Source organism: Rossellomorea sp. H136 (genome assembly GCF_056838065.1).
Map to the genome: position 1 here is coordinate 953,237 of NZ_CM166371.1, position 13,818 is coordinate 967,054.

General features: G+C 38.5%; 12 protein-coding genes. 10 read left to right on the top strand and 2 right to left on the bottom strand.

The window, feature by feature from the left end:
• The first annotated feature begins 497 nt into the window (after positions 1-497).
• From ACYH0O_RS04755 to ACYH0O_RS04770, 4 genes are all read left to right on the top strand, one after another.
• Positions 498-629: a hypothetical protein gene (locus tag ACYH0O_RS04755; RefSeq protein WP_482631379.1), complete on the top strand. Its 132-nt coding sequence runs from the start codon at positions 498-500 to the stop codon at positions 627-629.
• On the top strand, positions 629-1,546 hold the full coding sequence (locus tag ACYH0O_RS04760) for a DMT family transporter (RefSeq protein ID WP_482631380.1): 918 nt from the start codon (positions 629-631) through the stop codon (positions 1,544-1,546). The genes ACYH0O_RS04755 and ACYH0O_RS04760 overlap by 1 nt, the downstream gene beginning before the upstream one ends.
• A 578-nt stretch (positions 1,547-2,124) precedes the next feature.
• The gene (locus tag ACYH0O_RS04765; protein WP_482631381.1) at positions 2,125-2,589 is read left to right on the top strand and encodes a hypothetical protein; all 465 of its coding nucleotides are present in this window, start codon (positions 2,125-2,127) and stop codon (positions 2,587-2,589) included.
• Positions 2,502-3,365, top strand: coding sequence for an ATP-binding protein (locus tag ACYH0O_RS04770; protein ID WP_482631382.1), 864 nt, complete (start codon positions 2,502-2,504; stop codon positions 3,363-3,365). The genes ACYH0O_RS04765 and ACYH0O_RS04770 overlap by 88 nt, the downstream gene beginning before the upstream one ends.
• Before the next feature lie 435 nt (positions 3,366-3,800).
• Here the strand turns inward: ACYH0O_RS04770 and ACYH0O_RS04775 are convergent, their stop codons facing one another.
• A complete protein-coding gene (locus ACYH0O_RS04775) occupies positions 3,801-5,339 on the bottom strand; it encodes a metal ABC transporter solute-binding protein, Zn/Mn family (RefSeq protein WP_482631383.1) in 1,539 nt (512 codons plus the stop codon).
• A 302-nt stretch (positions 5,340-5,641) separates the two neighbouring features.
• On the opposite strand from ACYH0O_RS04775, the gene ACYH0O_RS04780 reads away from it, so the two are divergent.
• From ACYH0O_RS04780 to ACYH0O_RS04790, 3 genes are all read left to right on the top strand, one after another.
• Entirely contained in the window at positions 5,642-6,328 is a 687-nt protein-coding gene (locus tag ACYH0O_RS04780; protein WP_482631384.1) for a response regulator transcription factor, read from the top strand.
• Entirely contained in the window at positions 6,303-8,387 is a 2,085-nt protein-coding gene (locus ACYH0O_RS04785; RefSeq protein WP_482631385.1) for a sensor histidine kinase, read from the top strand. The genes ACYH0O_RS04780 and ACYH0O_RS04785 overlap by 26 nt, the downstream gene beginning before the upstream one ends.
• A gap of 971 nt (positions 8,388-9,358) precedes the next feature.
• The gene (locus ACYH0O_RS04790; protein ID WP_482632498.1) at positions 9,359-9,790 is read left to right on the top strand and encodes a VOC family protein; all 432 of its coding nucleotides are present in this window, start codon (positions 9,359-9,361) and stop codon (positions 9,788-9,790) included.
• A 232-nt stretch (positions 9,791-10,022) separates the two neighbouring features.
• On the opposite strand, the gene glpT is transcribed toward ACYH0O_RS04790, so the two are convergent.
• Entirely contained in the window at positions 10,023-11,387 is a 1,365-nt protein-coding gene (gene glpT, locus ACYH0O_RS04795; RefSeq protein ID WP_482631386.1) for a glycerol-3-phosphate transporter, read from the bottom strand.
• 433 nt (positions 11,388-11,820) lie between these two features.
• Here glpT and ACYH0O_RS04800 point away from each other — a divergent pair, with 433 nt between their 5' ends.
• From ACYH0O_RS04800 to ACYH0O_RS04810, 3 genes are all read left to right on the top strand, one after another.
• The gene (locus tag ACYH0O_RS04800; RefSeq protein ID WP_482631387.1) at positions 11,821-12,108 is read left to right on the top strand and encodes a hypothetical protein; all 288 of its coding nucleotides are present in this window, start codon (positions 11,821-11,823) and stop codon (positions 12,106-12,108) included.
• Positions 12,105-13,142 (top strand): ATP-binding protein, encoded by a 1,038-nt coding sequence (locus ACYH0O_RS04805; RefSeq protein WP_482631388.1) that lies wholly within the window; start codon positions 12,105-12,107, stop codon positions 13,140-13,142. The genes ACYH0O_RS04800 and ACYH0O_RS04805 overlap by 4 nt, the downstream gene beginning before the upstream one ends.
• A gap of 293 nt (positions 13,143-13,435) precedes the next feature.
• A complete protein-coding gene (locus tag ACYH0O_RS04810; RefSeq protein ID WP_482631389.1) occupies positions 13,436-13,612 on the top strand; it encodes a hypothetical protein in 177 nt (58 codons plus the stop codon).
• The last annotated feature ends 206 nt before the right edge of the window (positions 13,613-13,818 follow it).

Here is a 13,818-nt window from a genome sequence, read left to right on the forward strand (position 1 = left end):
ATCTGAAAGCCGCACGATTATTCCGAGAGCCGCATGATTATTCCGAAACTAGCACGATTATTTTAATTCCCGCATGATTCTTGATAATACTCCTTTTCCAGGGTGTGGATTGAATGTTTGAAAAATGCTATTTAGATCAAAAACTGTATGGAAAAAGTCCCTTGGCTTGTCATGGGACGTTTATTTCTTACGTAATAGGAAAAAGCGCTCATCGGTAACCTTGTCCAACATTGGTTCCTGACCCCAAGCACGTTAAATTTTAGCGTACCGGCGGTCAGGCACCCGTATTTTCCGTACTTTATTCGAGTGTACTTATATTCAGATATTTAGTGGTATATTCCTTTGAAATAGTAAAAAATATTATTTTTATATATTTTCTTAATATAGCATTGTGGTTGATAAAAATGTCTGGTAATGTTTAGTTGCTTCAAATTTTTTACATATATCAAAGGTTATGTTCACGAAGTTGAGCCGTATTGATTGGGGGAAGTTAGACAATGTACAATGAAATCTTAGAAAGCGGGCAGTACCGGAAATTCGTTACTGGCAATAAATTAAATGAGAAGGATCCTTTAGCTTGTTTAACTGGAGGATCACGCGATGAACCGGTTGTAGGATGGTGTCATTAATGAGAACCTTTATGTATATCTTTTGTTTGATGGTTTGGGGGTTAAATTTTATTGCAGTGAAAATCCAGGGTACTCCTGTTAGTCTGGAGGTTTCATTGACATACAGATTGTTCGGAGCTGCACTTCTTTTCATTATTTTAGCTATTTTCACGCGACCAAAAGGATTTCCTAAAAGGAAAGATCTTTTTCCAATCATCACGTTTGGAATCTGTAATTTTGCACTAAGTTATTTGTTTTTGTATTATGGAACCATTTGGAGTAATGCAGCATTAGTTACCTTGATTTTTTCACTTAAAACGGTCCTGACACCAATCTCATTAAAGATATTCCTGAAAGAAAAGCTGGAACCACGGATCTTGATTGGTGGGATTATCGGATTGATGGGTGTTGTGGTCATGGTCTATCCTATCCTGGCTCATGACTTTGCGATTAATTACATAAAAGGAATCTGTATCGCACTACTGGGAACGATGTTAACCTCCATTGGTGATGCAAGTTCAGCACGTAATGCGAAACATAACCTAAATCCAGTCTATTCAAACAGTTTGGGGGGGGCAGTAGCAGCCGTGCAATTACTTATTATTTCGATATTTCAAGGACAGGAATTTTATTTACCTACTACCCCTTCATATTTAGGAGCTCTTCTATATCTTACAGTGGTCGCTTCATTTGCGGCCTGGATGTTCTATCTGAATTTAGTCAAACAAATTGGAGCAGCTTTAAGTAGCTACATGGTGGCATTGTTCCCGGCAATAGGTGGGGTTGCTTCAGTGCTTATTGGGGAATCGGAACCTTCTATTTACCTGGTGTTCGGGTGTTTATTAGGATGTTTAGGGGCTGCCGTAGCACTCAACTTCTTTCAATACATTACTAGACTTGGGATGAATAAAAGAGTCGCTGAAGGCGGTACACGATGAAGTAAACGAGGGCATGCGGATGGTTCTTTTGCTTGCTCTGGACTTTCTCGGAGATGCAAATAAGGAATTGCGGAGGACGTTGCCTTTAAGGCAGCGTTCTTTTTTGGGCTGGGGTCAGCATAAAAATGCCCCAGGCAGATAGATACATGTATTCAGAAAAGAATATCAGTGAATAAATAAGAAAATTCGACACGGCGGCATGATTATCGGTTTTTCTCGCATGATTTATCTGAAATCCGCACGGTTATTCCGGTAACCGCATGATTATTCCAAAACCCGCACGATAAAATTAATTCCCGCATGAATCTAGGTCATAGCCCTTTCCAAAGGTATGGATGATTGGATGGAACGTTCGAAAAATGCTATGTAGATCAAAAAATGTATAGAAAACGGCCCTTGGGTTGCCATGGGACGTTTTTTTCTGACATATTAGGAATAAGCGCCTATCGGTGAGGTGCAAGGAGTTCCCTCATCCAAAGGTCCTGATTTTTGTCGAATGTTCGTGCTAAATGGAAAGGATTTCCGATAAGGATGTCGAAGAATTAGATTAGACGCTTTTTTCTTAAAGGAGACCTTGTATGTTAGAGACTGTCCATCATTTAATTTTGCATGTGGTATTTATTCTCTTCACGATTCTTCTTTTTCAAATGGTTACGAGTGAATCGGACAGCGGAACAAAAGGGTTTACCCTTAAGTTCTTTCTCATGATTCTCGCTATTTTAGTGTTTACCATGATCTTCCCCGTTGTTTACTCAAGCGGATATGTGTACGATTTCAAAGTGATTCCCATCATCCTTGCCTTTATCTATGGCGGGAAGAGAATGGGGTTCAGTGCGTTCACCGCCATGCTGTTGATTGGTTTATTTACCAACCATGTAATGACCTTTTTGATCGTGAATTATTTAATCTATGGTGTGTTGCTGATCCCTTTATCGAAATGGTATAAAAGGTTGACTTGGAAGAACAAGATGCTCCTGATTTCGGTCTTTTATTTCTTCATTCCGGTTACAAGATCCCTTTATTTAATCCAAAAAATGAATTAGGGCAGCTTCCGCTTGTCGCAAGCTCTACCCTGATCATATGGATCACGCTGATCCTGACCATTTATCTGATTGAAAACCGACTGGAACAAAACAGGATTAAAAAAGAGCTCATGAAAGCTGAAAAGTTTAATATAGTCAGCCAATTGGCGGCTTCCGTTGCCCACGAAATCCGAAATCCCATGACGACCGTAAGAGGGTTCATGCAGCTCCTACAAAGAGAAACGTTAACTAATAAACAAAAGGGCTTTATCGACATATCCATACAGGAATTAGATCACGCACAAGACGTCATCAATCAATATCTTTCCCTTGCCAAGCCGCAAACGGAGGAATACGAGGTGTTCAGTTTGACCGACACCATGAATGAATCCATTGACGTGATGTCTACTTATGCTGTCATGAACAGCATTCAAATCAATCGAAATATTGAAAATGATCTGATGATCAAAGGGATAAAGATTGAGGTGAAGCAAGTATTGCTCAATCTTTTGAAAAATGCCATCGAGGCAGTAAAAGAAAATGGAGAAATCACGGCGGCAGCCAATGTACATAAAGACGGAAGAATTATGATCGTCATTCAAGATAATGGAGTGGGAATACCTCCGGAACAACTCAAAGTATTGGGCAGACCCTATTATTCGACCAAGGAAAAAGGGACGGGACTTGGACTCACGGTCTGCTATCAAATTGTCAAACGGATGAAGGGTGAAATACAGGTGGAGAGTGAGCAGGGTGAGGGGACAATGTTTCGGATTTTTTTGCCTGGGAATCCATAAGAGAGCACCGGATTAATGTGGTTGAGGAATGAAAGCTTGTATTGACTGTTAGGATTATTCGTTGAAAAGACGGAACAAGCGATAAAACAAATTTGGGTAGAATTGAGTGAACCTCATTTTCATTCTTTTCTGAGGAAGTGAAGGATGCCAGACCTCTTTTGACTTTCGGTAGTAAGATTACGTAAAACAAAAGTGAAAATATTACGATGAATGATCACTATTATAATGATACATATCTTTTATCAGAGGTGTTTTTTTGTTATTAGATATTGCATTTATGTTCATTATTGTACTATTATCAACTATTACTTTCTCCCTCTACAATAATCAACAAACTTTACTAAAAGAGCCATATATAAATATCCGGTACCCCAAAGAAGGGATCACCGGATATTATTGATATTATTGATTTGTACTTATCTAAAGGAGGGGTAATCAATGCATCATCATTTCATGAGCTATTTCCTCGCCGCTAATGTCAGAAGGGTAATAAGTTGGCCAGTTAACGACTTCCTCCAGCAACGCTTCCCGGTCATCTCCCCAATACAAGTGATAGTGATGTGAATCGGTTGGGGCAATACTGTGATCACTAAACTGGATATAGTTTGGCATCTTTCCTTCCTCCTCGTCAGCAAGCTTGAAGATATAGCGCACTCCACGATTTCCCGCTTCATAGTTTAGAATTTCATACCCGTCATAGGTATAGCTTCCAGACGATTTTTTTCCATCTTCATAGAAGGTGAACGTATCCTCATCAATAATGATACGCTCGACGCCTGTTTTGTATCCTATTGTATAGTAATCTTTATACTCTTCGGCAGTCTTATCTCCGTCTTCTGCTTTGTGAGCAAATACTTCATCGAGGGTACCATCCAGTAAATAAGGGTAAACTGACTGCCAGTCACCTTCCCAGTCAGATAACTCACGATCTTTAACTTGATCATCTTCAAAGTAACCATCATAAATCTTCTGCGCTTCTTCATCTAATTCATGGCTGTGTTCATGGTCTTCCGGTTCTATAGCAGGTGCTTGTTCCAATGCTGTATGCAACTGTGTCAGGTTATGTCTCATCAGTGTAAAATAGTCTTCATCATTTTCAATATCTTCATCTGTTAGTACAGACAGGTTATGAAGTCTGAGTGTTTCTGCACCTATTTCATCCCTTACGACTCCAGCTATTTTCGTCGTGATGTTCTGTTCAAAAAAGACATACTTTAATCCATATTCTTTAGCTGTCTCTACAATTGTCTGGAGTTCTTTCTGAGACGGTTCCTGTGTCGGGCTCAATCCGGAAACAGCAATCTGATGTACACCATAAGCTTCTTCCCAATAGCCATAGGCGGCATGAGAGACGATAAAGTGATTGCCTGATGTTGCTTCCAGTTCAGTGGCAAACTCCTGATCAAGAGCTTCAAGGTCAGCCTTGAGTGTTTCAAAGTTTTCATTAAATAGTGCCTCTTCTTCAGGCTTCAATTCTACTAATACATTCTTAATGTTCTCTGCTAATTCAATGGAGCGGATTGGATCCAGCCATACGTGAGGATCATGATCTCCGTGGTCATGATCCTCTCCATGATCGTGGTCATGTGCTCCCTCATTAAGCTCAATCCCTTCGGCTGCTTCAACAACTGTCACATCTTCAGCCTCTACAGCCTCAGCGATTTTTTCAGCATACGCCTCCAGCCCCGCGCCATTCATAATAAATGCATTTGCTTCAGCAATGGCCATTACGTCTTTAGAAGTGGGCTCGTATGTATGTGAGTCCGATCCGGGAGGTAAAAGTGATTCAACTTCAGCTTCTTCACCTGCAATCCGTTCTGCAAAAAACTGCAGGGGATATACCGTAGTGAAAATTTTCACCGGATCAGTTGAAGACGCTTCCTGTTCCTCACTGTTATTCTCATTTTCTTCTCCGCATGCAGCAAGGGAGAGGACAATTAATAAACTAAATAAAGCCAACCATTTTTTCCCCATTTGTATCCTCCTCATTATTTCTTTAAATAATATATCGTAACTATTACGATTTGTAAATAGTAATGGTTCTGATTTATGAGTAACAGTAATAATTTTAGTTGATTAAAAACGCCAAACTAATATATTAGATTGGCGTTTGGCATATTTCTACAGCTTGACGGTTAATTGTTGATCTTTTGAAACACTAAGAAAATCTTAAGAATTGCATAATGTGTTTATTAAGATTTGATTGGTATGATTCTCTTAGTACAAAATACTTAAGAGGTGATAAATGTTGAAAATACATTTAGGAGTGAATTTCCGTGAACATATTAGTTTGTGATGATGATATAGCAATTGTCGATGCGATAGAAATCTATTTAGAAAATGAAGGTTATCAAATATTTAAAGCTTTTAATGGAATAGAAGCCATAGAAGTAATTAGGGATTATGAGATACATCTTATTATTATGGATATTATGATGCCAAAGATGGATGGGATCAGAGCTACCATGAAGATTAGGGAAGAAAATAATATTCCCTTGATTATGCTTTCTGCCAAGTCAGAGGATTCGGATAAAATTATCGGGTTGAATTTAGGGGCTGATGACTATATTACAAAGCCGTTTAATCCTTTGGAATTGATTGCAAGGATTAAATCGCAACTGAGAAGATATACAACCTTTGGAGGTCTTGAAACGAAGAGCCATGTATATAAGACGGGGGGACTTATGATCGATGATGAAAGTAAAACGATCACAGTCGATGGGGAGGAAGTCCATCTTACCCCCGTACAGTATAAGATAGTAAAGCTTCTGATTTCAAACGCTGGTAGAGTTTTCTCCATTGAGGAAATCTATGAGAAGGTATGGAATGAAGCAGCCCATAGTCCAGAAAATACTGTAACTGTTCATATAAGAAAAATCAGAGAGAAAATAGAAATTAATCCAAAGGAGCCAAAATATTTGAAGGTGGTGTGGGGAGTTGGATATAAAGTTGAAAAAATATAGTCATTCCATCATAACAAAAATAGTTGTTTTTATTATTGCAATTTTATGTGTTACGGGTATTATAAAATCATTTGTAGAGGTAGAAATCGTAAATGATGGAGACTTTAGCAGTGTAGTTGACAACGATTATTTGGAAAGTCGGGCGTTTATTCAGGAAAGTGAATATCTCATTGATAACCTCACAACCTTAGTAGAGGTATATAAAAATGAGGAATATATTAAAAGTGGTGAATCAATTGATGAGAGTGAATGGAAAAATGAAGAAGAAAACTTATTTTTAGATTTTCAACACCAATCTAGAAGTTATAATCCTGAGTTAAGCAGAGAAGAGAATGATAAAACATTCAAACAAGAATATGCTGATAAAATTTCTCAGGCAAAGGATATGATGATTAAGGAGGATCTAAAAGAATTTCACTTGCTTATGCAAAAGCTAGAAGATTATGAAGCACCGTTGTTTTATGCCAGTGATGGCAAAAATATGTTTACAAACACAACGATGACAGATAAAGAACAGTTTGAAAGCTATCCTTCTTATATGATATTTGAAGATTATAAACGCGAATTTTTTCCAAATAAAGTGAAACAAAATGAATACTTATATCGGATAATAAATCACCTAGAAGATTTGGATCCAGAAAATAGGGTTATTTATATTGCTTTTACAGAAGAATTCTTAAATTCTCAAGTAAAAGAATGGGAAAGCAATAAAGCCATAGCTACAAAAAACTTATATAATATAGCAGGATTTTTGTTAGGTTTTATGCTTTCATTTGTCTATCTTGTACTTGTGACAGGAAGAAAATCATTTAAGGATCAAGAGGTACACCTTCATACATCAGATAAATTATATAATGATTTAAATATAGTGATTTGTATATTGCTTATATTGCTTTGGGGCGCATGGGTGGATGAAGTGTCTAATAAAATTGATTTATTTTTCTTTCCTATAACGTTTCCCGTTGCTACAGTAGGATTGCTGCTGATACTGTCACTCGTGAAACATTATAAAAATAAAACACTCATCAAACATACATTAATCTTCAGAGTGATCTATAGGTTAGTTAAATTTGTAGGTGATGTATATAGAAGCGGAAGTATCGGTGTAAAGACGGTACTAATCGTAATTGGCTATCCGATATTGGTTGCTTTAACGTTCTTCATGTTCCCGATAACCATTGGTATAGCAGCCTGGTTTGCCTATAAAAAAATCAAGTCCTTTAAAGCTTTAAAGGACGGGGTAGAGATAATAAAGGATGGAAATATACATCATCGGATCGAAGTGGATGGCCAAGGGGAGTTTGAAGCACTCGCTTCTAATATTAACAGCATCACTGATGGTTTGAAAAATGCAGTGGAGAGTGAACTCAAAAGTGAGCGGTTAAAAACGGAGCTGATCACCAATGTGTCACATGATATAAGAACTCCTTTAACATCTATTATCACTTATGTTGATCTGTTGAAAAATGAAAAGGACTCATCAAAGACAGAAGATTATATTGAAGTATTAGATCAAAAATCCAAAAGGCTAAAAATATTAACAGATGATTTATTTGAAGCAGCTAAGGCCTCTAGCGGAAATATACCAGTGGCTTTTGAGAAAATTGATATAGTGTCCTTAATTACTCAGGGGCTAGGGGAAGTAAATGACAAAATAGTATCCAATGCTTTAGATTTTAAAATGAATCATCCTAAAGACAAGATCTATGTTACAGCAGATGGTAAATTATTGTGGAGGTCCATTGAGAACTTATTATCTAATATATTTAATTATGCTCTCGAGGGATCAAGAGTATATATAGATATTGAGGATTTAGGCAATGAAATACTTCTCACTTTCAAAAACATCTCAGCTACTGAGTTAAATATTTCAGCAGACGAATTAATGGAGCGTTTTAAAAGAGGTGATGAATCCAGAACGAGTCAAGGCAGTGGGTTAGGATTATCGATTGCGGGGAACTTAATTGAAATACAAAGAGGAAAATTCAATATACATGTTGACGGAGATTTGTTTAAGGCTAGGATCTATCTACCTAAGCATAAATTTAGTAATGAGTGAAGATAAAGGCACTTGGTTGTGTTTTTGATGTATCATTTGGGGGATTAGATTGATTTGATTCAATCAATGCTTTCAACATTTAAATATCCTCTTTAGTAGCATAGTGCTTATCAGATTTCAGCAAATAACCTAACTGACGTGATTTCCTCTTTTTCAAATGCTTCTCAATCTATGGGTGAAATAACAATTTACCCAACTAACTAAACAGATGAAAAACGCCAAGGATCCTTGATATGGAAGGAACCCTGGCGTTTTTTGTTCTTATATACGTTACCTAGAAAATTCCCAATAACGACAAAACGAATGACATTTTAGCTGTCTAAAAGCTAAGGAGGTCAATCACTCACTTCTATTCAATTGTAGGGCCATTTAATGAACTTGTACATATCATTATTTCGTAATTGATGTATATTCTTTATGCTTTTGTATAAGGGTAAAATACATTGATTTAACCACAGAAGTTGCCTGACGGGAAATCGATAGCCATTTAATGTAGCAATTGGGCTTTATGGTTCAATAAACGCTTGCAAGATTCAAAAGTATTAAATATTATCGAGATCTTCAGCATTCTGGCGCTATCCTTGAATGAAAGGGGGAGTGCTCTTTTACTTTTAGATGGCCAGATTCTTGGTGCGAAAGTTCCTGACTCAAATGAAATGTGGTCACACGATTTCGGTAAAGGTCAGGCAGTATTAAAGTTTAATACTGAAGGGATATGTCGAGAAGTAGAATAGCGTGGTTATAAGCTCGTCTAATGGACGTGAGACTTTACCGTAAAAGTCCAGCTGACGAAAAGCTACCCGATGGGGTATAAAACATTAAAAATTGTTAGTAGTCAATTATGTTTTTGTTGACGAACATATGTTCTGTGATATAAAGTATATTTATGGGTAATAATGGTTGGCGGTTACTGCCAATTGGAAATTACTTAAGCATTGTAAAGATAATCAAAACTAAGGAGCTGTTGAATGATGTCAATTAGTTTGAACCCGTATTTGATTTTTGACGGTAACACGAGAGAAGCGGTCCATTTTTACGAGAAAGCGCTTGGCGGGAAAGTGATGGGAATCATGACGTTTGGAGATATGCCGGCGGACCCGGATCATCCGTTGACAGATGATATGAAGGATCGAGTTATGCATGCACACTTGAAAGTTGGCGACACGGATCTCATGTTCTCCGACACGTTCGCAGGCATGCCTTATCAACCAGGCGATTCGATTCAGATTGCCCTCCATCCCAAAGAAGAGGAAAAAGCTAGAGAAATCTTCGCGGCTTTGGAAGACGGCGGACAAGTCATTATGCCCCTTCAGAAGACGGATTGGAGCCCCTTGTACGGGCAAGTAAAGGACAAGTTCGGCGTTACTTTCCAAGTGAATGTCCCAGGAGAGCAACCGCAGTAACTTTACCATTCTCCACATCCATTGGTTCAATGAAAGCACCGGAAGTAGACCAATCATCTGTAATCCTCCTTTGCTTCCGATTAGTTAACCATCTCGGTTTATAGCAAACACTCAATTAACATTGTTGTCAGTATCGCATGACTCCTTTGTTCTAGTGAGCTGCCCCGCCACGTTGTCACTTTGACGTGGCGCAAGGGACAGTCCTTTTTTGAATCGAATATCCAGTGCTTACTTAGGCTTCCTTAACAACCTCTTGTCCACGAACATTCCAAGTGAATGCGAATAGAATGGTTGCCAGTAAACATGAACCCACTAGAAGCATAAATCCTGCGTCCCATCCAGCTCCTTCTACTATGAATCCCATGAGTGCATTGGCCATTACGGCACCACCCAAGTATCCGAAGAGTCCTGTAAGTCCGGCTGCAGTACCAGCGGCTTTCTTTGGTACATAATCCAGTGCTTGTAAGCCTATCAACATGACGGGACCATAAATGAGGAAACCGATCGCGATTAATGCCATGTTGTCAATCAGAGGGTTTCCAGCAGGGTTTAACCAATAAACCATCACAGCAACTAATACCCCCAGCATAAACACGAATCCAGCAGGTCCACGGCGACCCTTGAACATTTTGTCAGAAAGATAACCACAAAGTAATGTACCGGGAATTCCTGCCCATTCATAGAGGAAGTAGGCGACACTTGATGATTCCATGTCAAATCCTTTTTCTTCGCTTAGGTATGTGGGAGCCCAGTCAAGAACCCCGTAACGGACAAAGTAAACAAATACATTGGCAATTGCGATGATCCAAACCCATTTATTGTTAAGAACATATTTAAATAGGATTTCTTTGGTTGTTAATTCTTTTTCAAGTGATACTTTTGATTTAGTAGGATAGTCATCACGATATTCCTCAATGGGTGGGAGTCCAACTGATTGAGGTGTGTCGCGAATAAGCATGAATGCAGCCCCGGCCACAACAAGGGCTACCAGGGCAGGAAGAATAAATACTCCTTCATAACCTGAGTAAATCGCCCCGAAGTAAGTCCCAATAATGGAAACGCCGGCAATGGCGAGTGGTGCCATCAATCCTCCACCTACATTATGAGCAACATTCCAAATAGCTGTTTTTCCACCCCGTTCACTTACACTGAACCAGTGGACAAGTGTACGTCCCGATGGAGGCCAGCCCATTCCTTGGAACCATCCATTCAAAAATAACATAACAAACATGATGGTCACCGAAGAAGTAAAGAATGGGATTAATCCCATAGCTAAACTAATCAAGGCTGACAGGACCAACCCTGCAGTCAAGAAATACCTGGCGTTACTCCTGTCTGAAACGGTCCCCATGATAAATTTACTGATCCCATATGAAATGGAAATCGCAGATAATGCAAGTCCAAGTTCTCCTTTTGAAAAACCTTCTTCTGTCAGATATGGCATGGCTAAAGAAAAGTTTTTACGAATTAAATAATAGGCCGCATAGCCGATGAAAATACCTATGAATACTTGTAATCTTAGTTTCTTGTATTCAGCATCGACCTTTTCTACCGGCAGTCTTTCAATGGATGGTGCCGGTTTAAATAATTTCAGCATCCAATTCCTCCTTCTATAGATCGTATTTCAGGACGGCAAAATAAAAAGACCCGCACACTTAAACATACTTTTCAAACGAAAAGCATTCAAGTAGCGCGAGTCTCTGATTCTCCTGCCCTATTTTTAACTTGTATAAAAAGATACATGAATATGAAAGCGGTGTCAATAAAGAATTGGAAATTACTAGATTAGCTGTTTATAGAGATATGAGATATGTAATCTGACCCTCTTTAATTTATATTCTCTCACCGAAAAAAGGAAGGCATTCATAGAGAGTATTTGAAAGGATCATATACTTCTTCATAAGGGCTATTTGTTTCCATTGGGGGAAATAGTAAATATTTTTTGTGCTACAAAATGAGTTAGATTCGGTTATAATAAGATAATAGAGTGATTTTTAAAAATATTACAAATGTTTATAAGGGGGAAGGCAATGTCGATGATTCATTCTGAGTTACTGACAGGTTTACTGATCAACCTCCTTGTCATTATCATCATTATTTTACTTGTAAACTTTAATTATCTTTCCAAGAATAAAGTACATAAGTTTCACATTAAACCTCTCTCGATTTATATGGTCAGTTCGCTTCTTATTTTTCTCAGTCTCGTTTTGTCCGTTCAATTGGATGATGGATTTGTCTATGATTTACGATTCATCCCTTTTCTATTAGGGGGAATATACGGTGGGAACCGGGTCTACCTTGGGTTGCTGTCACGATGATCGCGATTCGAGTGCCGCTTTTAGGTTCTGGATTGGTGATTACAATTATTATGGCGGTTCTCTTCACGTTTGTGATTTTATCTATGCGTCCGAGATTGGAGAACAAAGCATGGAAGACGAGGGTATACTGGTATACGTTATTTTCGTTAGGTTATTCGGTTCTTTCATTATGGATTCCATCCATGATCTTTGATTTTGGTCAAACGAGCTCGTTATTTATCTATTCGGCTGTCCTGTGCGGATCGACCTTCTTTGTTTTTTACTTATGTGAAATCATCAGGACAATCTATGTTCTTCAATTGGAAGCGATTAAATATGAGAAAATGCAGGTGGTCAGTCACTTGGCTGCGAGCATGAGTCATGAAGTACGAAACCCTTTGACAACCGTAAAGGGATTTCTTCAGCTGATCAATGAAGACCCTTCCAATGTAACCTCCAATAGCGAACTTTCGAAGGTCGCTGTCAGCGAAATTGACCGTGCCACGGAGGTGATCAACCAATATTTAAACTATGCCAGGCCCCACCCGGAGCTGGAAATGGAAGTAGAGATACGGGATGAGATCAACCGATCGAAAGAAATCATCATGCCACTTGCGATCAAGAAAGGAATCGACCTAAAGGCGAGCACCTTACATAACCAGTCGATTATAGGTGACCCCAACAAGCTGCAGCAGGTCCTCATCAACGTGATGAAAAATGGACTTGAGGCAATGGATGCAGGTGGTACGTTACGAATCTTCAGCTATCTTGAAGATGGCAAGGTGTTCATTGTCATAAACGATACGGGAATTGGGATGACAAAGGAACAACTCATGCGACTTGGGGAACCTTACTTTTCAATGAAAGGCAAGAATGGAACGGGTCTTGGAATGATGACCGTCTTTCAATTGGTTAAAAGAATGAAAGGGACCATCAAAGTCTTAAGCAAGATCAACAATGGAACCTCGGTCATCCTTTCCTTTCCTGTATATAAAGGAGAAGGAAAGCACAATAACCTTCACCAACCATCAGAAGTCCGTCCCTCACTGCGTTAGTAGGAAGAGGGACGGACCTTGTTATAGTACGGTGGGAAATGTTATCCTACATCTCATCAAGAAACGGATACGGGCCCTTTACGATGAAGATTTCATCCGTCGAGGGCTCTTTTTATTGCAATCAATGGATTGAAACTTTGGGTAAAGGATTCTCAACCGGTACTGATCCCAATATTAATTCAGTAGAATATAGTAACCCAACTATTTGGAGATATTAAGTTGATAGTTTAATAGATGTATTTTTTTTTCGATAAATGGAAATTATAGAGATGAAATAGAAAGGAGGTATTAGGGTGGAAACAAGTATGAGCTTGGAAGAAGTAAAGAACCATATCACAGAACTTATTGAAAATGAAGAACAACCACTCCGTAAGAAACAAGTAAAGAAGTCAAATCCAGAACTGATGAAAAATGCTTTGTATTATTTTCCTAGTTGGGATATGGCAGTAGAACAGAGCGTAGGGTCTTAACCATCAAAATGTACATATCATTTTTTCGTAATTGATGTATATTCTTTATGTTTCTGTGTAAATGTAAAATACTTGATTTAACCACAGAGGTTGCCTGACGGGAAAGGGCGGTTTTTGTGGTTTTAAATTTATATATAATCGACAGCCTTTTAATGTAGCTACTGGGCTTTATGGTTCAATAAATGCGAGCAAGATTCAAAAGTGTT